This window comes from Maribacter corallii (genome assembly GCF_047345415.1).
Lineage (GTDB): Bacteria > Bacteroidota > Bacteroidia > Flavobacteriales > Flavobacteriaceae > Maribacter_C.
In genome coordinates, this window is record NZ_JBLFEP010000003.1 from 911,441 (window position 1) to 937,711 (window position 26,271).

19 protein-coding genes and 1 tRNA gene are annotated in these 26,271 nt (G+C 43.3%); 11 read left to right on the forward strand and 9 right to left on the reverse strand.

Features of this window, described 5'->3' with window-relative positions:
- Genes ACKWCA_RS13990 through ACKWCA_RS14000 form a run of 3 tightly spaced genes read right to left on the reverse strand, consistent with a single transcriptional unit; the run spans nt 1 to nt 2,764 of the window.
- Nucleotides 1-1,584 (reverse strand): aldehyde dehydrogenase (NADP(+)), encoded by a 1,584-nt coding sequence (locus ACKWCA_RS13990; protein ID WP_413978832.1) that lies wholly within the window; start codon nt 1,582-1,584, stop codon nt 1-3.
- On the reverse strand, nt 1,581-1,847 hold the full coding sequence (locus ACKWCA_RS13995) for a DUF1272 domain-containing protein (RefSeq protein WP_413978833.1): 267 nt from the start codon (nt 1,845-1,847) through the stop codon (nt 1,581-1,583). Before ACKWCA_RS13995 ends, ACKWCA_RS13990 begins: the two co-directional genes overlap by 4 nt.
- Nucleotides 1,841-2,764: a dihydrodipicolinate synthase family protein gene (locus ACKWCA_RS14000; RefSeq protein ID WP_413978834.1), complete on the reverse strand. Its 924-nt coding sequence runs from the start codon at nt 2,762-2,764 to the stop codon at nt 1,841-1,843. Before ACKWCA_RS14000 ends, ACKWCA_RS13995 begins: the two co-directional genes overlap by 7 nt.
- A gap of 136 nt (nt 2,765-2,900) precedes the next feature.
- Between ACKWCA_RS14000 and ACKWCA_RS14005 the strand changes: the two genes are divergently transcribed.
- Nucleotides 2,901-3,755, forward strand: coding sequence for an AraC family transcriptional regulator (locus ACKWCA_RS14005; protein WP_413978835.1), 855 nt, complete (start codon nt 2,901-2,903; stop codon nt 3,753-3,755).
- A 3-nt stretch (nt 3,756-3,758) separates the two neighbouring features.
- On the opposite strand, the gene ACKWCA_RS14010 is transcribed toward ACKWCA_RS14005, so the two are convergent.
- Nucleotides 3,759-4,874 (reverse strand): aldose epimerase family protein, encoded by a 1,116-nt coding sequence (locus ACKWCA_RS14010; RefSeq protein ID WP_413978836.1) that lies wholly within the window; start codon nt 4,872-4,874, stop codon nt 3,759-3,761.
- A gap of 251 nt (nt 4,875-5,125) precedes the next feature.
- Between ACKWCA_RS14010 and ACKWCA_RS14015 the strand changes: the two genes are divergently transcribed.
- Nucleotides 5,126-6,688 (forward strand): M28 family peptidase, encoded by a 1,563-nt coding sequence (locus tag ACKWCA_RS14015; RefSeq protein ID WP_413978837.1) that lies wholly within the window; start codon nt 5,126-5,128, stop codon nt 6,686-6,688.
- A 105-nt stretch (nt 6,689-6,793) separates the two neighbouring features.
- Here the strand turns inward: ACKWCA_RS14015 and ACKWCA_RS14020 are convergent.
- A tRNA-His gene (locus ACKWCA_RS14020) sits at nt 6,794-6,869 on the reverse strand.
- A 252-nt stretch (nt 6,870-7,121) separates the two neighbouring features.
- Between ACKWCA_RS14020 and ACKWCA_RS14025 the strand changes: the two genes are divergently transcribed.
- On the forward strand, nt 7,122-9,215 hold the full coding sequence (locus ACKWCA_RS14025) for a tetratricopeptide repeat-containing sensor histidine kinase (protein ID WP_413978838.1): 2,094 nt from the start codon (nt 7,122-7,124) through the stop codon (nt 9,213-9,215).
- On the opposite strand, the gene bshB1 is transcribed toward ACKWCA_RS14025, so the two are convergent.
- From bshB1 to ACKWCA_RS14040, 3 genes are read right to left on the reverse strand one after another with little or no spacing between them, the layout of a single operon-like run.
- Nucleotides 9,212-9,934 carry a bacillithiol biosynthesis deacetylase BshB1 gene (gene bshB1, locus ACKWCA_RS14030; protein ID WP_413978839.1) on the reverse strand — a complete coding sequence of 241 codons (723 nt, stop codon included), beginning with the start codon at nt 9,932-9,934 and terminating at the stop codon, nt 9,212-9,214. The two genes, ACKWCA_RS14025 and bshB1, sit on opposite strands and share 4 nt — an antisense overlap.
- A gap of 17 nt (nt 9,935-9,951) precedes the next feature.
- Complete coding sequence (locus tag ACKWCA_RS14035; protein ID WP_413978840.1) at nt 9,952-11,127, reverse strand: trans-sulfuration enzyme family protein; 1,176 nt, start codon at nt 11,125-11,127, stop codon at nt 9,952-9,954.
- A gap of 40 nt (nt 11,128-11,167) precedes the next feature.
- Nucleotides 11,168-12,577: an MATE family efflux transporter gene (locus tag ACKWCA_RS14040; protein ID WP_413978841.1), complete on the reverse strand. Its 1,410-nt coding sequence runs from the start codon at nt 12,575-12,577 to the stop codon at nt 11,168-11,170.
- 287 nt (nt 12,578-12,864) lie between these two features.
- Here ACKWCA_RS14040 and ACKWCA_RS14045 point away from each other — a divergent pair, with 287 nt between their 5' ends.
- The 4 genes from ACKWCA_RS14045 (at nt 12,865) to ACKWCA_RS14060 (ending at nt 20,443) form a co-directional block, all read left to right on the forward strand.
- The gene (locus ACKWCA_RS14045) at nt 12,865-15,207 is read left to right on the forward strand and encodes a TolC family protein (protein WP_413978842.1); all 2,343 of its coding nucleotides are present in this window, start codon (nt 12,865-12,867) and stop codon (nt 15,205-15,207) included.
- A gap of 22 nt (nt 15,208-15,229) precedes the next feature.
- Nucleotides 15,230-16,315 carry an efflux RND transporter periplasmic adaptor subunit gene (locus ACKWCA_RS14050; RefSeq protein ID WP_413978843.1) on the forward strand — a complete coding sequence of 362 codons (1,086 nt, stop codon included), beginning with the start codon at nt 15,230-15,232 and terminating at the stop codon, nt 16,313-16,315.
- Nucleotides 16,316-16,372: 57 nt separating this feature from the next.
- On the forward strand, nt 16,373-19,492 hold the full coding sequence (locus ACKWCA_RS14055) for an efflux RND transporter permease subunit (RefSeq protein WP_413978844.1): 3,120 nt from the start codon (nt 16,373-16,375) through the stop codon (nt 19,490-19,492).
- Nucleotides 19,493-19,759: 267 nt separating this feature from the next.
- On the forward strand, nt 19,760-20,443 hold the full coding sequence (locus tag ACKWCA_RS14060; protein WP_413978845.1) for an ion channel: 684 nt from the start codon (nt 19,760-19,762) through the stop codon (nt 20,441-20,443).
- 75 nt (nt 20,444-20,518) lie between these two features.
- Here the strand turns inward: ACKWCA_RS14060 and ACKWCA_RS14065 are convergent, their stop codons facing one another.
- Nucleotides 20,519-23,707 carry a cytochrome c biogenesis protein gene (locus ACKWCA_RS14065; protein WP_413978846.1) on the reverse strand — a complete coding sequence of 1,063 codons (3,189 nt, stop codon included), beginning with the start codon at nt 23,705-23,707 and terminating at the stop codon, nt 20,519-20,521.
- Nucleotides 23,708-23,964: 257 nt separating this feature from the next.
- Between ACKWCA_RS14065 and ACKWCA_RS14070 the strand changes: the two genes are divergently transcribed.
- The 4 genes from ACKWCA_RS14070 (at nt 23,965) to ACKWCA_RS14085 (ending at nt 26,257) form a co-directional block, all read left to right on the forward strand.
- Entirely contained in the window at nt 23,965-24,252 is a 288-nt protein-coding gene (locus ACKWCA_RS14070) for a hypothetical protein (RefSeq protein ID WP_413978847.1), read from the forward strand.
- Between the two features lie 155 nt (nt 24,253-24,407).
- Complete coding sequence (locus ACKWCA_RS14075) at nt 24,408-25,157, forward strand: Rossmann-like and DUF2520 domain-containing protein (protein ID WP_413978848.1); 750 nt, start codon at nt 24,408-24,410, stop codon at nt 25,155-25,157.
- Complete coding sequence (locus ACKWCA_RS14080; protein WP_413978849.1) at nt 25,141-25,668, forward strand: KdsC family phosphatase; 528 nt, start codon at nt 25,141-25,143, stop codon at nt 25,666-25,668. Before ACKWCA_RS14075 ends, ACKWCA_RS14080 begins: the two co-directional genes overlap by 17 nt.
- A complete protein-coding gene (locus ACKWCA_RS14085; RefSeq protein WP_413978850.1) occupies nt 25,661-26,257 on the forward strand; it encodes a Maf family nucleotide pyrophosphatase in 597 nt (198 codons plus the stop codon). Before ACKWCA_RS14080 ends, ACKWCA_RS14085 begins: the two co-directional genes overlap by 8 nt.
- Nucleotides 26,258-26,271 lie beyond the last annotated feature (14 nt).

The window sequence follows — 26,271 nt, forward strand, 5'->3', positions numbered from 1 at the left end:
TTAGATGGCCGCCTTGGTCGGCTCGTTGTTGATCGTTCTCAAAATTCCGAGGGGATTTGAATTCTTCAATTCGTTCGGTAGTAATCCATCTGGCCAATCCTGATAACTAAATGGGCGTACCCAACGTTTGATCGATTGTGTACCTACCGCCGTAAAACGGCTATCGGTAGATGCCGGATAGGGTCCGCCATGCTGCATCGCCGGGCACACCTCTACCCCAGTGGGTACCCCATTAAAAATGATTCGGCCTACCCTATTTTGTAAAGCCGCAATGACCATGGGGTAGTTCATGATTTCATTCTGGTCGGAAATGACCGTACCGGTCAGTTGTCCTTCCAGATTGGCAATAACCTCTTCTAACTCATCAGCATCGGCACATTGAACCACCATTGAAAACGGACCAAAGACCTCTTGGTGTAATCTTGAATTCCCTAAAAAAGTCTGGCCTTCAACAGTGACGACCGTTTGTCGGGCATGGTTCACCGCAACCGCTTCACCATAATCGGCGGCAATCGTGAGACCGGACTGATCGATGGCATTTTGCTTGTTCTTTTCGTAAGCCCCAATGATATTCGGATGCAACATACATGATGGCTCCATGGTAACGATTTCGGCTGAGAGTGCCTGAATGAAATTGGTCAATGCCTCTCCTTTAATTCCCAACAAAAGACCGGGATTGGTACAAAACTGCCCTGAGGCCAAAGTGATGGATCCGGCATAGGTCTTCGCCAACTGGTCTTTACGATTCCCCAAGGCTTCTGGAAGTAGTACAACCGGATTGATACTGCCCATCTCGGCAAAAACGGGAATTGGCTCCTCTCGTTGGGCCGCCAAATCAAATAGGGCACGCCCGCCTATGATACTTCCCGTAAAGCCGACCGCCTTGACCTGCGGATGTTGCACCAATTGTACACCAACTTCAATCCCACTACTATTGAGATTGGAGAATACCCCGTTGGGCATTCCTGTTTTTTCAGCAGCGCGAATTACCGCGGCAGCCACTAGTTCGCCCGTACCCGAATGCATCGGATGCGACTTAACGATAACCGGACAACCCGCCGCCAAAGCGGCAGCTGTGTCACCTCCGGCGGTAGAAAAAGCCAAAGGAAAATTACTCGCCCCGAAAACCACTACAGGTCCTAAGGGAACCATCATTTTGCGTAAATCGGGCTTGGGAACTGGTGCCCTATCGGGAATGGCAGTATCAATCGTGGCTTCTACCCAAGAACCCTCTTCGACCAAGGCGGCAAATGCACGCAGTTGCCCCATGGTTCTGCCTCGTTCCCCTTTTGCCCTACCCTCTGGTAAGCCCGATTCGGAACAATACATCTGAATCAAGGTATCATCCAAGGCTAAAATCTCGTCGGCAATAGCATTTAGAAAGGTCGCTTTTTCCTTACCGGATTTTTGATTATAAGTGATATACGCATCGGCAGCTAAAAACACCGCCTCGTTGATTTCCTCGGTACTCGCCTCAAAAAACTCGTGCTCGTTTTCAATATTCAATAACGGATTAAATGTTCTATAGGTCTTTGTTCCGCCGCCAGAGCGTCTATTTCCAATCTGATTTTTTCCTGTCATCATGTTCTTTGTATTCTTTTTAAATGAGCTGTTACATCTACTGGTTGGTGTACCACTTTCGTAGCAACAGGGTATTTCGCCAAAAGTGTCGCGGGGCGAATGGGACGTTTTGAAAAATCGCCCCCACAGTTCGGACAGACCCCCTGCAAAATCGAGTCTACACAATCCGCACAAAAGGTACACTCAAAAGTACAAATCATTGCCTCTTTAGAATCAAAAGGCAATGATTTATTACAGTGCTCACAAGTGGGCCGTATTTCTAACATGTTTCCAATGACTTGTATTCGGGTAAAACAGGTCTTGTTTGTAATCCTTCTGCAATGATTTGCTGTACGCGTTTCCGTTCGCTACCCTGAAGGGGCAATCGCGGCTCCCTAACATATTCGGTACCCAGACCCGTAGCCATTTCGGCTAATTTGATGTTCTGCACGAGTTGTGGACTGATATCGAGCTCCAAAAGCGGCATGAACCATCGATAGATCTCCAATGCCTCTTTCATACGCCCTGCCTTCACCAAATTACAAATAGCTACTGTTTCCGCCGGAAAGGCACATACAAGACCAGCGACCCAACCGTCTGCCCCGGCCGCTATACTCTCTAAGGCCAAGGTATCTACTCCGCATAAAATATTCAGGCGCTTGCCGAATCGGTTACGAATGCGAGTGACATTAGAGATATCACGTGTTGACTCCTTTACGGCTTCAATATTGTCGTGTGCTAAAAGTTCTTCGAACATATCTAAGGTAACCTCGATTTTATAGTCTATCGGGTTGTTGTAAATCATAATAGGCAGGTCTGTGCTACTCGCTATTGTCTTAAAATACCGCACTGTCTCATAGTCCGTTGATTTATAACGCATTGGAGGTAACATCATCAGCCCGTGTGCACCGTATTTTTCTGCTTTGTGCGCAGCATCAACAGCTCCTTTGGTAGTCTGTTCCGCAATATTGATCACCACCGGTACCTTTTGGTCCACAATTCCTACCGTTTCTTGAATCAGAATCCGTTTTTCATCATCGGTGAGCGTACTCGCTTCACCAAGGGTACCTCCCAAAATAATGCCGTTCACGCCGGCTTCTAGTTGTGCTTTGATATTGTGGGCGAACATGTCCATATCCAATTCATCATTTGAAGTGAATTTCGTGGTAACCGCGGGCATAACACCTGTCCAATCTACTTTCATCTTATCTAATTAAAAGGTTTGTCCAAAAATAGAACGAAAAACAAGCAGGACGTTACTTTCTTTTTATCCATATTTGAGCTTATTTTATCCTTTAATCCGTATATCTAAACAAAAAAAGTATAATATTTGCATAGTAATGAAAGTTAGACCTTTTCAAATACTAAAACCACGCGACGAGAATCTGATTGTTCAGGTAGACCGGTCAAAAGGGTTTTACAATCACCTACATCAACATGCTGAAATACAGCTGAGCCTCATCGTTCAGGGCCAAGGTAAATTACTTATCGGAGATAGCATCCACCGATTCAGTGATGGCGATTTTTTTGCTATTGGGCCCAATTGTCCACATCTTTTTCGTAGCGACCGTCTCGGGAAAAATACACATATGATCTCTCTTTTCTTTACCGAGAGAACCTTGGGCGAGGGTTTCTTCGAGCTTTCGGACTTAAAGGAGGTGAGACCATTTTTCGAAATGATTCCCGACGGTTTTCGTCCTTTGGACAATCAAACTGAAATAGCTGAACTGATGCACCAGTTTCCCAAGATCTCAAAACTGTCTCGAATCATTCTATTCTTGAGGTTATTGAAATTATGCTGCCAGGTCGATAAAAAACCCTTGACCCAATTTAAGTACCACAAACAAACCGGACTGCTAGCAGGCGAACGTTTACAAGTTGTTTTCGATTACGTACTGCACAACTTTCAAAATGAAGTAAAACTAGAGTCGGTAGCCCTTCTTGTGCATATGACGCCTAACGCCTTTTGCAAGTTCTTCAAACAACGGACAAATAAAACGCTCTTTCAGTTTCTCATAGAATTACGAGTAGAACACGCCGGACAACTGCTTAAAAAGCACTCGGATTTTTCCATAGCCGAAATAGCGGAGCAGTCAGGCTTTCAAAGCATCTCTAATTTCAATAGAAAATTCAAGGCGATTAAAGGCATTAGCCCATCACAATATGCAACTCAAGACGAATTATTCGTTCTGTGAAAGTTATTCCTTGCCCTGCACTCCGAACTTATATACTGTAGTCGTTTCATATACTTCCCCAGGGTTCAGAAGTGTACTTGGGAATTCAGGTTTATTCGGGGAATCGGGATAATGCTGTGTTTCAAAACAAAACGAACCTCTAAAGGGGTATGGCTTTCCCGTCTTTCCGATATCGGAGCCATTCATGAAATTACCGGTATAGAATTGTACTCCGGGCTCACTGGTGTATACTTCCATGGTACGTCCGCTATTTGGTTCGAGCACCATAGCTGCCAATTTTAACCCCTCACCGTTTTGAGGCATTTCATTAACAACGTAATTGTGATCATACCCCCTTCCGATTTTTAATTGCTCGAAATCAGCATCAATATCACGGCCTATAGTCTTGGGGCTTCTGAAATCAAAAGGAGTATTCTCCACAGTTTCAATGGCACCTGTTGGAATCAGACCGTCATCTACGGGCGTATAGGTATCCGCGTTGATCGTAACCACATGATCCATGATATCACCATTCCCTTCTCCCTTTAGATTGAAGAAAGAGTGATTGGTCAAGTTGACCACAGTGGCCTTATCCGAAGTAGCTTTGTAATTGATTTTCAATGCGTTGGAGTCATCTAGTATATATTGCACTTGAACATTTAAGTTGCCAGGGTATCCCTCCTCCATGTCTGGGGAAACCCTTGAAAAGGTAATCGTATTACTTGAATGATCGTCTACTTTCCAGACAACACTCTCAAACCCCTTAGTGCCTCCATGAAGATGATTTTCACCATTATTTTTAACCAGGTCATATGCCGTACCATCAATACTAAAGGTGCCTTTTCCAATTCGGTTTCCGTACCTTCCTATAATAGCACCATAATAGTTTCGGTTTTCGACGAACTCGGTCAAGGTGGCATAGCCCAAAACCACGTCCTCGAATTCCCCGTTTTTGTCGGGCGTGTGAAGTGATAGTAGCCGCTGTCCGTAATTGGTGAACGTTACCTCAATACCATTCGCATTTCTCAAGGTGTAAAAGCGTACCGAATCTTCTTCAATAAGACCGATGAAGCTCTCTGGGTCAATTGTCTTCTTTAACGGTGCTGGTAAGGCTTCTTTTTCTTCAGTGTTATTCTTCATTTTTTCTTTGCAGGATAAGGCTAAAATCAAAACGGCCATGAAAAATATCGGGGCCTTTAAAATTGTCATAATAGGTGCTATTGTTAGTTACTGCTTTCTCGCAATTCACAAGGTAAGGAAAAATGTGAAATACCGTATCCCTTATAACCTTGCTTAGGAAATAAAAGCTCCTTTTAGAAATTCACTTTAGAGCAATCTCTATTCTCTTATATTTCATTATTTTTGGTCGACTTTAATTCAAGAAAACCATAATGAAAAAGACACTTTTCACATTAATCGTGCTCGTTGCTGCCTGTAACTCTTCCCAAAAGACAGTTAACGATTCTGCAGAACAGCAGGCCACAAAAAGCGATGTTACTGAATATGCCGCTACGATAACAGAAGAAGAGTTAGAGGAACACCTTGTCATATACGCCTCAGATGAATTCGAAGGAAGGGAAACCGGTAGTCCTGGACAAAAAAAGGCGATCGCATACATCAAAAAGGAATACGAGAAAATCGCTATTCCCGCTGCCAAAAGCGATGGGGATTATTTTCAAAAAGTTCCCTTGGAGATTAAAAAGGTTCCTGTCGGATCCATAACGATCAATGGCAAGACACACCCGATCGGTGAAGGTTTTTTAACCTTTTCCGCCGCCCAAGGTTCATTCGATGAGGTCGTATACGCGGGTTATGGCGTCGAGGAAGGTGAGTACTCGGACTTTTCCGATATGGATGTCAAGGGAAAGATAGTTTTGGTAAAAGCCGGTGAGCCGAAAAACGCCGATGGCACATTTGCAGTATCCGGTACTAGTGAAAGTTCGAAATGGAGCGACCCAAATGAATCGATTACCATGAAAGACAAGCTATTGCAATCGAAGGGTGCGAAGGGGATGCTGTATTATGACTTGGACAATTACCAACGCTTTAAAAGGTACTTTGAATATATGAATAACAACAACAGTGGTCAGATGTCAATAAAATCGGACGATGACGAGGCGGGCTTTGCCATCTATATCGACACAAACATCGCCAAAGAACTATTATCCGATATCGATTCAAACCATACCCCTTCCGTTGTTGAAAGTTCATTCGCAGTATCCACTTCTTCTGAAAATGGTGCAATTGATTCGGAGAACGTCGTGGCCATTTTAAAAGGTAGCGAAAAACCGGAAGAATATGTGGTCATATCATCGCATTTGGATCATATTGGGGTAACTGCAGATGGACAAATCAATAATGGCGCGGATGATGATGGATCTGGTACCGTAGCCCTTTTAGAAATTGCGGAAGCTTTTAAAAAGGCCGCTGACGAAGGTAATGGTCCTAAGCGATCCATTGTTTTCTTGCATGTTACGGGTGAAGAGAAAGGGCTTTTAGGATCGCAGTATTATACCGATGTGGATCCGATTTTACCCTTAGAACAGACTGTAGCCAATCTTAATATCGATATGATCGGCCGCATCGACCCTAAAAGAGAAGGAGATAGAAATTACATTTATTTAATAGGATCGGATAAATTAAGTACCGAGCTTCACGAACTATCGGAGGAAGTGAACCAAAAGTTTATGAATATAGAGCTCGATTATACCTACAATGACGAAAATGATCCGAACCGTTTTTACTACCGCAGTGACCACTACAACTTCGCCAAGAACAATATTCCGATTATCTTTTACTTTAACGGTACTCATGACGACTACCATAGGCCAAGTGATACCGTTGATAAGATCAACTATGACCTTTTAGAAAATAGATCACGTCTTGTCTTCCATACCGCTTGGGAAATTGCCAATCGCGAGGCAAGGATCATAGTCGACAAAGCGAGCGAATAAAAGCTTGTTCCGGGGTGGTAAAAAGTAGCGAAGCCATTCCCGCAAAATTTTGACTAACATCTTGCACAAAAAAAGCCTTATCGCATGCGATAAGGCTTTAATTTTGGGTGGAAGACCGGGTTCGAACCGGCGACTTCTGGTACCACAAACCAGCGCTCTAACCAGCTGAGCTACAACCACCATTTGTAAGCGAAGGCAAAGGTAATTTTTTTTGAGTGTTCTTTCAAAATAAAATACAGTATTTTCTAGAAATAAACCGTTTAGGGCTTCTCTACATATGTCTTCGAGCGTGTAAGAAAAATACAGAAAAAAGCCGTTTTTATCGATAAACTACACACTTTCAAGGTTGAAACACACAATTTTAGGCATTTCACAACATAAATTATAGTGACTTGGGTAGTCATGTTACCTTTATCAAGCCATATTTACCATTATGCCCCATATCGATATCAAACATATAACAAGACAACTAATGGTCAAGGGATTCCCATACCTTTTACCTGTGTTGTTTCTTTTCGCTAATGGTTTGCATAGTCAGGAAACCTTGAGGGATAGTTTGAAGAATGAACTTAAACGGACGAAACCCCTTTTGCTAAACGCGTTACAAGATTCCACACATATCAATATGCTGAATGATTTGGCGACAACCATGCGTTTTTATAAGCGGGATAGTCTAATGCTTTTGTCAAAAGAGGCATTGACCCTAAGTAAAGCCATCGGATATCGCAAGGGTGAAATCGCCGCACAGATAGGTATTGGTGATTATTATTCGGATCAAGGGATCCATGAAAAGGGAATCCTCTACTTCGGTAAGGCCCTGAAAACCGCTCAAGACTTGGGGAACGATAATCTGCTCCTCTTAGCCGAAAATCGATTGGCCGGTGAATATGAGTATCAGGGCGACTATGCAATGGCCCTACGCGAAATGCTTAAAGGAATCGAAATCGCCAAAAGGCTTGACGATAAGGAAATGCTATCGGTATTCCATGAAAATATCGCCCTCCTCTACTCCAACCAAAAAGATTATGAAGAGGCCATCTATTATCTCAAAATTTCGAAGAAGCTCAACGAGGAAATCGGAGATGAGGTTTTCTCAGCCTATACCCATGCGAACATGGCTTCAGTTTATGCGGAGGACCACCAATATGATTATGCGATGTTCAATGTGAATATCAGTATTTCGATTTTTGAGAAGCACCAAATAATGGACTGGCTCGCCTATGCCTATGAGACCAAAGGAAAGACCTACCTCAGGCAAGAAAAATACAAGTGGGCCCTGTACTGGTACAACCAAAGCGAAATGCTACACAATAAAAGTGTAGATGACGCACGCGCGAAAATCGATTTACTTCAGGGGCTGTCCGAAACGAATTTGGGATTACAAAAAGACAGTATAGCGGAGACCTATGCATTAGGCGCCTATAAATCGTCGAAAAGGCTGAAGGTCAAAAAGGGTATGAAGGATGCTTCAAAAACGCTGTACGAACTGTACAAGAAGAAAAATGACTATACCAAGGCCTTAGGATACCATGAGCTCTTTCAGAAATTTTCCGATACCTTATCGCGCAACGAAAGTAAAAAGAGTCTTCTCATGCTGAAAACCCGTGTCAGTCATGAAAAACAAAAACAAGATCTCATCGACAAAAGTGAAAAGGCACTGGCCGAGCAAAAAAAGTATGTTACCGGTGTTCTTGGAGTGGTTCTGGTCATGGTCATCATCACGTTCTTGGTAAAACGCAGTGAACGTATACAAAAGAACCTGAACAAAGAGTTGACTTCAAAAACGACTCAGCTTGAAAATAACGAGCAAGAGCTGTTGGAAATCAATGAGACGAAAGACAAGCTTTTTTCGATTATAGGGCACGATTTAAGAGGTCCGATCGGAGCCTTCCAAGGTCTATTGGGTCTTTTCAAAAAAGGAGAGGTAGACCAGGATGAATTCTTATCCTTTATTCCCAAATTAAAAGCCGATATTGACCATATTTCCTTTACACTCAACAACTTACTATCTTGGGGACAGACCCAAATGAACGGAACCATTACCAAACCTTCGGTAGTCGATTTAGAGAATATCGTTTCGGTAAATATCAGCCTTCTTTCAGAAATCGCCTTTGGAAAATCGATTCGTATGGTAAATAAAGTCGATGAGGGTACCTTGATTTGGTCCGACCCAGATCAGATCGATATTGTGGTCAGGAACCTGATAAGCAATGCCCTAAAATTCACTCCTAAAAATGGATCTGTGACGGTTAGTGCATTTGAAAGGGAGGAACATTGGGAAGTTTCCGTTCAAGATACAGGAGTAGGAATCGACGAAGAAACCCAAAAGCGCCTATTCGCCAAGAATTCGAATGTCACTACTTATGGTACCAATAATGAAAAAGGAACCGGCCTTGGCCTCACGCTCTGTCGCGAAATGGTCGAGAACAACGAGGGTTCCATATGGGTAAGTAGTATACTTGGTGAAGGCACCTGTTTTAAGTTCACCCTTCCCAAATCAAAGGAAACCTTTGTGAAGGCTAGTTAGATCAAGTCATCTAATGAATCTACCGCAACAAAGCGCTCAACCGTAAATCCCTCAGCGTATTCCACGCCTACCATTCTTCCTAAATCCCTCGCCCGATAGTTCACGCTATCTATAAAATTCTTGCTACTGATCGGTGTTTCAGGTTCTTCGCTTTTCGGATCGAAAAATTGAGAAGAATAGGCTAAAATAGCCTCCGTCTTCTTATCGATAAAATTACTGACGTCGACTACAAAGTCCGGGTTGAGATTTTTCCATTGTATGTAGTGATACACCGATTTAGGTCGCCAAGGTTCTTGCCAGATATCATCACCATCCAATTTCGTATCTATTTTAACAAGTCCACTTAAAAAACAGGCATGGCTTACCAGATCACTTCCCTTTCCATGATCGATATGACGATCATCTACAGCATTGCACAGCACGATTTCCGGTTTGTATTTTCGGATCATTTGTATGATTCCTAATTGATGGGCCTTATCGTTGACAAAAAAGCCGTCCGCATATTCCAGATTCTCACGTACCGAAACGCCGAGTATTTCAGCGGCCGCAGCAGCTTCCTTATCACGGATTTCGGCTGTGCCCCTCGTACCAAGCTCCCCTCGGGTCAGATCAACAATGCCTACTTTCTTGCCATTGGCAATCTCTTTTGCCAGGGTCGCACCCGCTCCTAATTCTACATCGTCAGGGTGCGCCCCGAAGGCCAATATATCTAATTTCATCTAGTTTTGATTTCAATTTAATGCGTCGAAACGGCTTGTTTTGACCGTACGGTTTGCAGTGCTTGTTCGATATCGGAGATTAAATCCTCAGGCTCTTCGATGCCCACGGAAAAACGGATCAGACCATCTTTAATGCCTTGACGCTCCCTTTCTTCAGGCTCCATCAAAGCGTGTGAAGTTTGGGTAGGCGAAAGTACCGTACTTTCAACTCCTGCAAGGCTCATCGATGATTTGATCAATTTTAAGGATTTTTGAAAAATAGCAGCATCCAACTCCTCGTTCAATTCGAATGAAAGCATTCCCCCGAACCCATGCATTTGGGTTTTCGCCAATTGGTGGTCCGGATGCGACGGTAATCCAGGATAATACACCGCTGAGATATCCGAATGGCCATCAAGATATTCGGCCATATGCTGAGCGTTCTCATTCTGAGCTTTTACACGTAACCCCATGGTCTTCATACTTCGTTCGAGAAGCCAGACCGTCTGATCGCTTAAACTGCCACCAAAATTCTTTGCCAAGTGGAAAATACGTTCGATATTCTCCGATGTAGAAGCTACAGCTCCCGCACAAATATCCGAATGACCTCCCATATATTTTGTAGCGCTATGAATCACGATATCGATTCCGAAATCAATGGGATTTTGATTTACCGGACTAGCGAAGGTATTATCGATCATTGATACTAACCCGTGGTCCTTTGCAATTTCCGCAACGGCCCTCAAATCGGTGATTTTCAATAAGGGATTTGAAGGCGTTTCAATATAGACCACCTTCGTATTCGGTCTAATTTTCGCTTCGAAATCAGAAGGGAGCAGTCCTTCCGTGAAGGAATAGTCGATTCCGTATTTATCGAACTCCTCGTTTACCAAATTATAGGTGCCTCCGTAAAGTGCGTTTTGTAAGACCACATGGTCACCTGCTTTTAAGAAGGCCATCAGCGTCGTGCTGACCGCGGCCATACCGCTACCAAAAATCAGGCCTGCCTCGGCATGTTCCAAAGCGGCGACCTTCTTGCTCAATGCCTCTTGGTTCGGCGTGTTGAAATACCTTGGATATCGCTTGACATCCACATCTTCAAATGCATAGGAAGAACTCATGTACAAAGGCGAAACAGCCCCTTTGAACTGTTTGTCCTCCACCTCGCCTACATGCGTACAAATGGTATTCAATCCCTTTTTTTTCTGATTCATTCGCTTGGGTTTTGATGTGCGTTAAAGTTACTAAAATCGATTATACTTGTACTCTTTTCCAATTTCCTTTTTTGAACCAAACAATCGAAACAATGGCCAAGAGAACTTCGGCGGCCGTGATAGCCATAAAGACGCCCATGGCCCCCAATTCGAAAGTTATGGCGGCCAAATAGGCAAAAGGCAACTGGAACATCCAAAAAGCCATTAAATTGATCTTGGTGGGCGTGCCAGTATCCCCTGCTCCATTGAACGCTTGGGTCACTACCATACCATAGGCATAGAAAATATAGCCAATAGCGATGATTTGGAGACAGAGTCCACCATTTTCGATCACAACGGGATTATCATTGAACCAGCCTACAAGATCGTGGGCGAAAAACAGGTAGATAATGGAAACCAACCCCATAAAATACGCATTGTATTTTCCTGTTTTCCATACGGATGTTTCAGCGCGATCTGGTTTTTGGGCTCCTAGATTCTGACCTACCAAAGTTGCCGCCGCGTTACTCATGCCCCATGACGGCATTAACGTAAATAGCATTATGCGAATCGCGATGGTATAGCCGGCGAGCACTTCACTACCGAATTCGGCCACCATACGCATCAAGAAAACCCAACTGGAGGTACCGATCAGAAATTGTGCGATGCCCCCTAAGGAAACCTTGATAAGGTTCAGCATGACCTTGACGCGAATAACCATATCCTGCAGCTTGATGTGGATCGCGCTCCATCCGAAAAACAAAATAGCCAATTGAAAAAGCACCGCGGTCCCTCTGCCGATATTGGTTGCGATTGCTGCACCCATTACCCCGTATTCAGGAATAGGGCCCCAGCCGAAGATGAAAATAGGGTCTAAAATAATATTCAATCCGTTCGATAAGACCAAAGTCCACATGGCAACGGAAGCATTGCCGGCACCACGAAATATGGCATTGATCAAAAAGAGCAAAAGGATGGTAATATTGCCTCCGATCAACAGCTGTGTATATCCGTATCCCTCGGCGATTAAATCGGGTTCTGCCCCCATTAGGGCCAAAATCTCCTTGGCGAACATAAAGCCCACCACCCCTACTATCAGCGCTACTACAACACCCAAGGCTATTGCCTGAACTGCCGCTTCTTTAGCCCCCTGAACATCCTTTTCGCCAATTCTTCTGGCAACTACGGCTGTAGCGGCCATACTAAGACCTATGGCTACAGCATATACCAAGGTGATCACCGATTCGGTCAGGCCAATTGTAGCTACGGCATTGACACTGACTTGTGAGACATAGGCGATATCGACAATCGCAAAAATAGATTCCATCATCATTTCCAAGATCATGGGAATCGAAAGCATAAAAATGGCCTTGCGAATACTGCCTGAGGTGAATTCGTTTTCTTTACCGGTTACGGCCTGAATAAAGTATTGGAATAGTTTTTTTATTGTAAGTGTACTTGATGGTGTCATTATGAAGTAGAATTATGTGAAAAAAAGAGGAGAAATAATAGCGTCAAAAAAGCAGTCGGTATACCGATTACTTCTGGGTGAGATTCCCTATGACATCTATTGAAAACATAATTCTTATAACTTCATGATGTTGCAAAGATGCAGAATTTATTTTAAATCGTAAAAAACCAAGTGACTTTTTAACATTGGTTACCATTATCACATTGTCAAGCGTCTATGGCTGTAAACTAGACCCCTATTCAAATGGCTTCAGTAAATACCTTATATTTAAGTGCTAAACTCTCGAAATGAAAAAATTTGTTATCCTTCTTTTTTTCACCGCCACTTTCCTTTCTTTTTCGCAGTCGAAACAGACCTACACTATCGGAATACTCGTCGATTTTCAAAATGACGAGACCAAAGGGCTCTTGGATAAGCTTAAAATTGAAGTACGTAGTGTGGTTGGAGAAGACGCCATCCTCGATTTTTCTGACGAGAATATTTTAGTCAATGGCTATAACGAGCAGCTGGCCCAAATGCATTATGAACAGCTACTTGCCAATGAAACAGACATCATTTTGGCTTTTGGTCCTACTAATAATCAGATTATCGGAAAACAAAAATCACATGCCAAACCCACAATTCTTTTTGGCGCGGTCAACCGCGACTTAAGCGACATTGACTTTGATAAAAACACGAGTGACACGGAGAATTTTACATATCTGATAGAATCGGAATCGTACAATGACGACCTCAAAAAATTCAAGGAACTTACCAATTTCAAAAAAATAGGCATAGCCATTGAAGCTGGGCTTGATCAAATCCTTCCACTGAATGAGACCTTTGAAAAAGAAGTGACGGCATTGGACGCGGAGTACAAATTGATACCATTTACGACGGTCAGTGATATTACTTCAAATCTAGAGGGGCTAGATGCCTTGTACATGGCAGGAGGTTTTTTTTTGAAGGAAGCGCAAGTCGAGCAATTGGCTCAGTCTTTTATCAAGGCTAGACTTCCCTCCTTCACCGTCAACGGTCCAGATCACGTACGGGAAGGTATCATGGCCACCAATCAATCCGATGAGAATCTAGATCAATTTTTTCGGCGAATTGCGCTCACTATTGAAGCTTATATCAATGGTACCCCACTTGCCGAACTACCGGTCTACATTGACTATACACCAAGACTTACGATCAACTACAATACTGCGGAGGTTGTCGGGGTTCCAATCAAGTACAGTCTAATCGCACAAACCGATTTTGTCGGAGATTTTAAAAATGCCATCTCGGAAAGGGAGTATACCTTATTGACGGCTATTGACCAAGCGTTACAGAAAAACCTTAATTTCAAGGCAAGCGAAAAGGACGTTGCACTCAGTTCACAAGATGTTAAAACAGCAAAAAGCAACTATCTACCCTCATTGACGGCCTCGACGACAGGCACTTACATCGACCCTGATTTGGCCGCAGTAAGCAACGGTCAAAATCCAGAGTTCTCAACCGCAGGGAATATTACACTACAGCAAACTCTATTTTCGGAAGCGGCCAACGCCAATATTGTCATCCAAAAGAATTTACAGAAAGCCCAAGAAGAGGTATTCAATGCCGCGGAGTTAGATTTGATTTTTGATGTGTCAAACGCTTTTTTCAACGCCTTGATCTTAAAGGCGAATGCTCAAATTCAGATTCAAAATTTAGATTTGACAAAAAGGAACCTTCAAATAGCGCAACAAAACTATGAGGCCGGGGCGGCCGGAAAATCCGACTTGTTGCGTTTTCGAAGTCAACTGGCTCAAAACACACAAGCCATGGTAGAAGCCATTAACCAATTGGAACAGGGGTTTGTCAACCTTAATCAAGTCTTAAACAACCCGGTCAACATGGAGGTCGATTTAGAGGATACTCAATTGAACGAAGGAATTTTTAAAAGGTACAACTACGACGAATTGACCAAAAGGTTGGACGACCCTTCACTGCGGGAGCCATTTATTGATTTTTTGGTGGAGGAGGCCTATAGAAATTCTCCTGAATTAAAGTCTCTTGGATATAACCTCAATGCCACAGAGCGGAACATACGCTTGAATAGTTTTGGTCGCTTGCTGCCTACCTTGGGCTTGCAGGGGCAGTACAATCATACGTTTAATAGATCCGGCGCCGGAAGTATAGCTCCCCAAGAGTTCCCCATATTGGACAACAACTACAATGTCGGTGTGAGTTTGTCCATTCCGATCATCAATCAAAATCAAACCAACATCAATCGACAAACGGCCATTATACAAAGAGAACAACTGCAAATCAATCAGGAAAATACCGAACTCGCTATCTCTTCTAACATAAGAAGTGCAGTACTCAGTCTCGTGAATCAAGTTTCGAATATTCAGCTTTCCAAGATTTCCGAAGAAACAGCCGCAGAAGCACTTGAACTCACTCAGGCCTCTTATGCCAATGGAGCCGTGAACATTGTTCAACTGTTAGATGCGCAGAACAACTATCTAAATGCCCAGCTGGCCAGTACTACGGCTAACTACAACTTTCTGATCAGTGGGTTGCAGTTAGAACGATTTATGGGCTATTACTTTTTGCTCAACTCAGAAGAAAAAAATGAGGAATTCAGACAACGCTTTTTTGAATTCCTTGACAATAGAAATTAACACTACCTAAATACACGTTAAAATGAAACATAATATTAAAACCATTCTATCGGCCCTACTACTGATAATCGCCTGGTCTTGTGGTGAAGAAAAAAAGCAGGTCGAAAAGTTCGTCCGGCCCGTTAAGTACCAAGTAGTAGGTTTCTTAGGCGGTGAAAAAGTACGCACTTTCAGTGGTACGGCTCAAACCGAAAAAATCATCAAACTAAGTTTTCGAAACAATGGAATCATCACCGAGTTCAATATCAAGTTGGGGCAAAAGGTCAGCAAGGGAGATCTTATGGCCAAATTGGATAATGTGCAAGCACGACTGGCCTATGAACAATCATTGACCGATTTGAACAGTGCGGCTTCGCAAATGAATACCGCCAAACTCAGTTTAAACCGTGTTCGCTCCCTTTATGAAAAAGGAAGTTCAGCACTCAGTGACTTTGAGGCGGCCAAAAATTCCTATAAAACAGCCCAAGAAAGTTATGAATCCGCAAAGCGAGGCGTGGCCATCAGGCAAGACCAAATTCGCTACGGATACTTGTATGCTCCTGAAGACGGTATCATTGCGGCCATCAATACAGAAATTGATGAAAACGTAAGTTCAGGTCAGACCGTCGCAACGCTCAATGCCGGTACCGATATGGAGATTGCCCTAGGTATACCTGAAAGTGTCATCAATGCCGTGAAGGTCGGTATGCAAGTGAATGTTGCCTTTGCCTCTCTCCCCGATAAAACATTTAAAGCGACCGTTACCGAAGCAGCCCCAGCGGTAGATGCGAACACCGCAACCTATCCCGTAACAGTTGCCGTCATAAGTCCGTCAGAAGAGATAAAAAGTGGAATGGCCGCTGGTGTGACGTTTGATTTTGGTGACAACAAAACCACTAAAAAAGAACTCGTTGTTCCGGCACATGCAGTTGGCGAAGATAGTGAAGGACGTTTTGTTTACGTTATTAATGAAGCGGAAAACCAGACCAACGTAAGCAAACAAAAAATAACTATCGGAGTGCTCACTTCAGAAGGGTTTGAAATCAAATCGGGTTTGTCAGTAGGACAAAAAATCGCCACAGCAGGACTACAGACACTGCTCGACGGTCAAGAAGTGCGGCTGCAGTGATTCCATTTCCCATGAGATTTCATAAAATTTGAATGCTAAATAACGACAACCAACAACATGAACCTAGCGAAATTTTCCATTGAAAAGAACAGAATAACATTCATGGTATTGGCTACCATTATCTTGCTGGGGCTCGCAACCTACTCTTCCCTGTCACGAGATAGCATGCCTCCATATACCGTTAGGGTGGCCAGCGTGGTTTCCAGTTTTCCAGGTGCCAGTCCCGAGCGCGTCGAGCAGTTGGTATCGGACAAAATCGAGAAAGTTGCTCAAGAATTGCCAGAGCTCAAAGAAGTGACCAGTACTTCCAGAACAGGGCTGTCAATAGTTATGGTCACTTTGAAAGATGAGGTTCGAAAAGAAAAAATGCAAGCCGTTTGGGATCGACTAAGAAGAAAATTGAACGGTATTCAAGGGCTTCCCCAAGGAGTGAAGCCGAATCTCAACGATGATGGTGTCGGTGATGTTTATGGCATTGTGGTAGGGCTTATATCAGACGGGTTTTCATATGCCGAAATGAAGGAATACGCTGATGATATTAAAGATGATCTAATAAAACTACCCGATGCCGCCAAAGTAGAAATCGGTGGTGAACAGGAAGAACGAGTTTTCGTAGAATTCGACAATGCCCGGTTAAGGGAATATGGGCTATCGGCTTCCAAACTTCAACAAAGTATTTCAGCGACCAATATACTAAATTCAGGAGGACAGGTGAATGTTGGGGACGAACGCATTATTCTGGAGCCAACGGGCAACTTCAATAGTGTGGATGATATTCGCGAAATGCTTATTTCAGTAGGTAGTAATCAGAGTACGCAATTGGTTAAACTAGGTGATATTACTACCGTCAAGAAAGGGTATATCGATCCCCCGACACAGAAGGTTCGAGTGAATGGCATGGATGCCATTTCATTACATGTGAACCTTAAGGAAAATGCTAACGTCATTGCGTTGGGCGAATCGGTAAATCAGGTACTCGCGAAATGGCGTGAACGACTTCCCATAGGTCTAGAATTAATCCGGATTTCTTCCTTGGATACTTACATTGATGTTAAAGTACAGGATTTCATCGGCAATTTATTGCAATCTATTGGAATCGTATTGTTGGTCATGCTCATCTTTTTGGGTTTCCGAACAGGTTTTGTCATTGCCAGTTTGATTCCAATCGTGACCATTATGACCCTAATGATCATGGGCATGATGAATATTGGTCTGAATCAGGTCACCTTAGCCGCCCTCATCATGGCATTGGGGATGCTGGTTGATAACGCAATCGTTGTTGCCGAAACGATTATGGTAAAAATGGAGCAGGGTACTAAGTCAAAAACGGCAGCTATCGAAGCCTTTTCCGAACTATGGATGCCGTTACTCATTTCTACCCTAACTACCTCAGCCGCCTTTCTCGCCTTTTATCTATCTCCAACCACCATGGGAGATATTGTAGGTCCCATCTTTGTCGTGATTACGATCGCCCTTATGTCCTCGTGGGTTATCGCCCTCACGGTCATTACCATGTTTTGCTACCTTTTCTTGAGAGTAAAGCCAAAGGAAGAACGGAAACCGAGCTTTATCGATAGAACTATCTCAATATTAAAAGGCTATTACAAGAATTTGATTTTGATAGCTTTAAGGAACAAATGGAAAGTTATTATCGGAATTTTTGCGGCATTTTTTGCTTCCATTTTTGGATTCGGATATATTCCTTTCATCTTCTTTCCTGATAGTGATCGCAATATGATTACCGTAGATATCAATCTACCCCAGGGGAACAAAATAGAACGTACCACCTCAGTAGTCAAAGGTCTCGAACAATATATGACCGATTCGTTAAAAACCAATGAAGCACGTACCATGGGTATTGTCGATTGGTCATCTTACATTGGTGAAGGACCTGAATCCTACGATTTGGGGTATTCTCCCGATGAGGCCAATTCAAACTATGCCCATATTTTAGTCAACACCTCATCCTTTAATGAAAATAATGCAATGATTTCCAAATTGGATAAATTCGCATTCAATAACTTTCCAAATGCCGATATTAAGGTAGGTCCCCTTGGTGCAGGTGGCGGTGGGGTACCCATAGAAATAAAGGTTTCAGGAAGTAGCCCCGATGAACTTTCCAAAATTGCGGAAAAGATAAAATTGCGTTTGTCTCAAATCAATGGCACAAAGAACGTCAAGGATGATTGGGGACCAAAGAGCAAGAAATTCTTAATAGAAATCGATCAAAATCGAGCGCAGACTGCCGGTATCACAAGTCAAGATATTGCTACCTCATTGGAGACCGTGCTCGATGGTTTTCAAACAGGGGAATATCGGGAGGACGATAAATCGATACCGATAGTAATGCGCAGTGATACCAATCAGCAACAATCTCTTGGTGCCTTGGAGACCTTGAACATTTACGCACAGGCCTCAGGACGAAGTGTTCCTTTGTTGCAGGTCGCTTCTATACTACCCCAATGGCAGTATTCCAAAATCAAGCGCCTCGATTTACGTCGTACCATCAATGTTAAAAGTGAACTTCGTGAAGGTGCCAATGCCTCTGCAATCACATCTGAAATTACGCCATGGTTGAACGAGCAATTACAAACGTGGCCCCAAGGATATTTTTACGAATTCGGCGGAGATGCCAAAAGTTCCGAGGAAAGTATGGGATCTGTTATCGGCTACTTACCAATTTCAGCCTTCATCATTGTGTTATTATTGATTATTCAATTCAACTCCGTAAGGAAAATGGCCATGGTAGTATTAACCATTCCGTTAGGGATAATCGGAGTTGTCGTGGGGTTGTTGACTTTTCAAGAAGCATTCGGGTTCATGCCCTTTCTTGGAGTCATATCACTGGCCGGTATCGTAATCAATAACGCCATTGTATTGATCGATCGTATGGAAGTAGAACAAAAGGATTTGGGGCGTGCAGAGAACGATGCGGTCATTTCCGCTTGCCTCCAACGCTTTCGCCCGATTTTATTAGCCACGTTCACTACCGTGTTAGGGCTGATTCCACTTTATTTAAGTGGCGGTGAAATGTGGGAAGGTATGGCGGTAAGTATTATGGTCGGCCTACTTTTTGGAACTGTTATCACATTACTTTTCATTCCAGCACTTTATAGTGTGCTCTACAAGCTGAACTATAAAGATTATACCTTTAACGAGGCCTTACTGGAAGACTGATTTTTAGTCTATGAAACAAGGACCTAAACAATTCTTGACGGTACGCTGGCCATTAATGTCTTTTTGGTCAAATGCATTAGGTATTTTTAGGCAATACGCCTTGGGGCCAATGAAGATATTCAAGTGTAACTCATACGATGTACGCATAATACCATCGAAAGGACGGTTTAAGAACTTGGTTGGGGGATTCACCATCATCCAAATCGTTTGGTATTGTGAGCTTATAGGGAAGGAGCAAGAAATCAATATATATACTTTGACAGTAGCATGATCCAAAATTTGTACCATATACGATTTGAGCTTTTTTTAGCGACACAGGTGTTCATACTTTTTGGCTCTTTGTTTGTTCCCTATGACATTCACGAAAATGTGCTTTTGCCCATTCTATTCCTACTTAATATTTCTGCAGGCATACTATTGATTTCAAAGCGGAAAAAATTGAGCTGGCTTTTTGTCGCTCTTTTTCTTGTATCCCTGTTTATCTTTGGCAGCAGTATGTTCTCTAGGTCCGGCGAAGGGCAGATTTTAATGCGGTTGTCCGTTTATTTTCTGTTTCATGTCATCGTTGCTTGGAATATCATCCAACAGGTTTGGAAAGCGGAAAAAGTAGGTAAAAACGTGATTATCGGATTGATTAGCGGCTACATTTCATTGGGATTTCTGGCGTTCTTTCTCTTTCTATCCATAGAACTGTTGGAACCTGGTTCTTTTCAAGGTCCCTTATTAGATGAGAATGACTTTAATATTCGTGCGGATGGTATTATGTATTATGCCTATATCACCTTATTGACCATTGGTTATGGAGAGATAGTTCCGGCAACTCCAGTTGCACAGAAAGCGGCAATATTAGTGGGTTTGGTTGGGCAGTTCTATCTGGTCATTTTGACCGCAATTGTGGTAGGGAAATTTATTAATCAGTCAACCACAGCCGGCCAGCGAAAGAAACCTTAAGTTCGCCCAACTTCAAAAATTCATCCGCACCTGTTCAAGTTCCCATACTAGGGTATCTAAAAATGAAGTCCCATTTTAGGATTTAGCATAATTTACCCTATATCGCCATAGACTTATACCGCCTAAAACGAGGGCTCCTAAAGCGATATACCATACATAATCCGGTGTGATGGCAGCCGCGCCACTTTGACCGTAGCTATGTAGGCCTACCAAATAGTAATTGACACCGAAATAGGTCATCATAATGCTGAAGTAGGCAATCATACTTAAGAAATTGAATGTCCATCGACTACGTAGACCAGGTACCAATCGCGCATGCAACACAAAGGCATAGACCATAATGGAAATCAGGGCCCACGTTTCCTTGGGGTCCCAACCCCAATAGCGTCCCCAACTTTCATTGGCCCATTGTCCCCCTAAAAAATTCCCGATAGTTAACATAATTAAGCCGACGGTCAAAGAGAGTTCATTGATTATGGTGAGTTCCTTTAAATTTATTTCAACGCGTTTTTTATTTTTCTTAGTAGTCATGATGATCAACAGAAGCGATACCATACCTAAAATCATACCGATGGTCAATGGTCCATAACTTCCAACGATTACCGAGGTGTGAACCATTAACCAATAGCTATCCAATACGGGCACTAAATTGGCAATGGCCGGATCTACCCAGTTCTGATGGGCAAAGAACAAGAACATTGAGGTCACAAATGCGGCGGAAGCCAAAGTCATCGCACTCTTTCTAATGAATAACATTCCAACCCCCATTGCCGCCCACGATACAAAAAGAATACTCTCGTAAGCATCACTCCAAGGGGCATGCCCCGAAATGTACCAACGTAAAATCAAACCGGCCGTATGCCAGAGAAAGAATACAACAATAGTTCCTTTGAAAAAATACGTGGCTATTTGCCATATTTTTCTATTCTTCAGTATCTGAAAAATTAAAATAAAAAATAGTAGTAGCCCTGATACCGCATACAACTGGTAAAGCCACTTGAAAATTTTCAACTTATTATAGACTACCTCGGTTTTTATTTTACTATCCGTTGGAAGAACCTCGCTGCCATGATTCTTTTGATTTTGTTTGAAAGCGGCCAATAATTTATCCGCCTCGGTATAGTCACCCGTGGCGTTTGCCTTGTTCAGTGTCATCAAGTAATAGGGAATCGCATTCTTGACAAAATTTGCGTACAGGGAGTCCGCTACTTGGTACTGCCCCCCGCGATATTCCACGGCCGAAATCCATTTGTTGTTTTCATCGTTAAGCAAAGGGAAAATCTTTACTATTTCACCGCTCAATGCCCTATCTAATAGGCTAAGACGAAAATAGGAGTCCTTAAAATCCCGCTGAAATTTGTTTGGGGCAAGTGCAGAAAAAGCATCTTCTAAAAAGGGTTCCAATTTATTACGCCCCTTTTCATCAAAATAGTCAATCGCCTTTACATATTCTTTATCCTTAGAGACTCCGATAACCGATCGCAGACTATCATTCCCTCCTTTTTTGTCCAAGGCAATAAACTCCGTATTATACCATGCGGCAGGGTTGAGCATCATGCTCAGGAACACCTGATTGGCGTTCATATTCTCATACTTGTCTTTGAAACTCAACTTCCGTAAAAGTTCAGAGGAAAACGTATGTACGGGCTTCATTCGGCCTCCATCATCCTGAATGACCAATTCACCAAACTTTTCGGCATGTGCTTCGTCAACCAAGGTGGTCTGCAGAATAGAATCCACCTGCGCAGCGGTGGGCATCCCTTGAACATGGTCATGACCATCATCCGGGGAATGTTCTTGAGCTTGCAACGTACCTAAACCGAGCAATACCAAAACCAAGGTCGTTGCTGTTTTTTTAGATACTATTTTGTCCAACGACTTTACCAAATCCTTAAATCTGGTTTTTCCGAAGAACATAATGCCCATCAAACCGGCATATAAAAGAAAATAGCCCAAGTAGGTAATCCGTGTGCCCCATTGGTCATGATTGACCGACAGGTTCGTCCCTTTTTCGTCAGGATCAAAACCGGATTGAAAAAAGCGGTACCCTCTATGGTCGAGTATATTGTTCATGAAAATGTCGTAATCAAAAGGTCGTTCGTCTTGTACTGTAACCTTACTCATGAAAGAGGCATAACCCTTTTCCGTACCTGGATATTTTTCTGCAATAAAATCGTTCAATTTGATACTAAAAGGGAGTTCCAATGGCTTTGGGCCGTAGCGCAATGCGAAATTTAGTCCTCCCAACTCAAATTTATCCGTAAACCGGGAAATCATTCCTTTTTTCCCGAGTAATTTCTTCTGAACGGTCTCACCATTGGTACCAATCTCGACGACAAGGGCCGATTGTGTCGCCTCGGTTAGTTCCTTTTCGGGCACCTCCACTACTCCGAATGAGCCCTTGACTACCGGTTCAGGAATGACGAACTGCATACCGGCCATAGTATAGAGCGAACGCAACTGAAACTCCTGAAGGCTGTCTTTTTCGGCTTTTCCACGAAATTGATCCGCCATCCGCATAAAAGTGCCTTCAAATGCGGATTTGATCTGATAGACGCTATCGGTCGTGAACAAATTGATGGCACCGTCGGTTGGCTTGTTGACCGCGAACAGTACATTATGGACGTTTGTGACCTTCCCGCTTTCCAGGTAGTGTTCCTCACGTTGTCCTGTACCTGCCTCGACAATTTTCAAGTATTCATTTCCACTCTCATCGGGAATCAGCCCTTCCTTTGCGCCCTTGATAAAATCAACATAGGCTATGGTCACGGGCTGGCCGTTGTAGTCCGAAGTCCAAGGAAGGTTTGATTTTAGACCCTCGGGAGTGGCGATAAGGTCTTCTTCGAGAATTTTTCGTTTGGGCTCCCCATTGATTTCTCCATCGATAAAGGCAGTCAGGTAGGTCTTATCGGAATAGAATATACGTTCCGTGGCCCCCTCCCGTATGGGCATCATGCCCTCAAAACTGATATATCGGGTTACAAAGGCGCCAATTATGATGAGAATCCAGGAGAGGTGCAACATCAATACCGGCCACTTTTCCCACCGGAATAAACGGTAGCGAAACATGTTACCCGTAAAGTTAATAACAAAGAACACCATAATGGCCTCAAACCACCAGGCATTGTAAATCCAAATCCGGGCCGTTTCCGTACTATACTTACTTTCCACAAAGGTACCTATGCCCATAGCCACACCGAAAACTATGAAAAGTAATGCCATTAAACGTGTGGAAAAGAGGGTTTTCTTTAGCATTTCTGTCATCGCATAACGGATTGGATTTCAGCATGCAAAAATACCACCTTTTTGCGAGTATCAAAGCCGACATCCGATTTAAAAAGTTAAACAGATTTGTTAATCTTATCCAAACCGATTCCTATCTTCAACGAAGCTCTTTGAAGCGGTTCGTATTCGTTAAAAAGCTATTTATAAACATCTTCAACTTAAAAAGTGAATTTTAACTTCTAAAAACCACTATGAAAATGAATAGAAAGACATTTATCAAATGAACTGTTGGGGCTGTGATGATCGCCGTTCCCACATATGGACTTGTCGGTTGCTCAGGTGACGACAGTACGGACGTGAGCCTTGCTAAAGCCCCAGAAAATACGGATTGTTTGGCCAACGGTGCCAAGGCTACAGCGATTAGCAGCAACCACGGTCATACGTTACCGGTTGCGAAAGCCGATATCGTCGCTGGGTTTGAGAAAACCTATTCCATTCAAGGTAGCTCCAAACACAACCACCCTATTGTAGTGACTTCGGCAAATCTTGAAACCGTGAAGAGTGCTAAAACGATACGCATCTAATCTTCACAAGATACTAGTCACAGGACTTGTGCTTAGCAGATCGCGTCATTACGTGCATAAAATGATTACATACCTACGCATACCTATTTTCTATAGGTTTTGTTCTCTATGGAATTATTCCATCGGGCGACAATTTTTATTGTTAATTTTGACACATGTTAAAGGTCATCATTGTCGGAACCGGAAACGTATCCCATCATTTGGAGCGCGCCTTTTCGGAAGCGGAAGACATTCTCCTAGTGGGTGTTTTGGAGAGTCGATCGCTTACCTCCGATTCGCTCTTGGGCGAACCTCCATCGACTCTTCAGGAACCCGATGTCTACCTGTTGGCTGTGAGTGACGATGCCATTCCAACTGTTGCGTCACATTTTAAAACAACCAAAAAGCTTGTCGTACATACTTCAGGAAGTGTGCCCCTAGCCGTATTGGCTGCGATTGAACGGAGCGGTGTATTTTATCCGTTGCAGACATTTTCAAAAGCGCAAGCGGTCAATTTCAAGTCTGTTCCCATAGGTTTGGAAGCCGGTAACGATTTTGACTTGAATATCCTTAAGAAATTAGCCCAAACGATATCGGATACGATTGTAGAAATCGATTCGGAACAGCGAAAAACACTGCACCTTGCCGCTGTTTTTGTGAATAACTTTACCAATCACCTGTACCATATCGGCCACGAACTATGTCGTGGGCAAGATATTCCCTTCGATTTGCTGAAACCCCTGATACGGGAAACAGCCCGTAAAATCGAACAGTTTTCGCCCGAGGCTTCACAGACAGGCCCTGCGAAGCGAAATGATGCAAAAACAATCGAAAGACATTTGGAAGCATTACAATCCGGTACACAAAGAGAAATCTATACCATACTAACTAAATCGATTCAAGAAGTTCATGGAGAAAAGTTATAAGGAATACCTCAAGCATATTACTACTTTCATATTCGATGTCGATGGCGTTTTTACCGACGGCACCTTGCTCGTCACCACAGATGGGGAAATGCTCCGCAAAATGAGCGTTAAAGATGGTTATGCCCTAAAGACCGCCATTAAAAGAGGCTATCATGTCTGTATTATTACGGGTGGTACGAACGAAGGGGTTGAAAAAAGGCTTCGGGGTCTGGGTGTTGAACATATCTATTTAGGAGCGCACTTGAAGGAAAAACCGCTACTGGAGTATTTGGAACAAAGTGGAATCGAGGCGAAAAATGCCCTTTATATGGGAGACGATATGCCGGACATTCCGCCCATGAAGCTTGTGGGGCTCCCCACCTGCCCACAAGATGCCATACCCGAAATCAAGGAAGTAGCACAGTATGTTTCACATAAAAATGGGGGGCATGGCTGTGTTCGTGATGTGATTGAGCAAGTGCTTAAGGTTAGGGGCGACTGGGAAGGTAACTTTAGCGCTGCCAATGACTGATCCTTTACAAAAAAGCTTGGTAGGATACCGAATCGTTCTGGCCTCCGCTTCTCCGAGAAGACAGCAATTTTTTAAAGAAATGGGCTGTGAATTCGAGGTACGCATCCAAGCGGTGGAGGAAATTCATCCTCCAGCACTTCAGGGGAGCGAAATTGCCTGTTTTTTGTCAAAATTGAAGGCTACCCCCTTCGAAGGCACCTTAAACCCTAACGAAATTTTGGTCACCTCTGATACGGTAGTTTGGCATAAGGATAATTCTCTGGCAAAGGCGGATAACGAAGAGGAGGCCTATGAAATGCTCACGACTCTTTCCGGTGAATGGCATGAGGTGATTACCGCGGTCACGTTCACCACTACGATTGCGCAAAAGACCGTTTATGATACTACTCGAGTACGGTTCAAAAAACTTTCCGAGGCTGAGATACGCTATTATATCAAGACCTTCAAGCCATTTGACAAGGCAGGGGCTTACGGAATACAAGAATGGATCGGACTCATCGGAATCGAAGAGATCCACGGTTCATATACCAATGTTGTCGGCCTACCGACCCGTCTCGTTTATGAAACGTTAATGTCTATGCCGAGCTGAGGTATTTTCGGTAA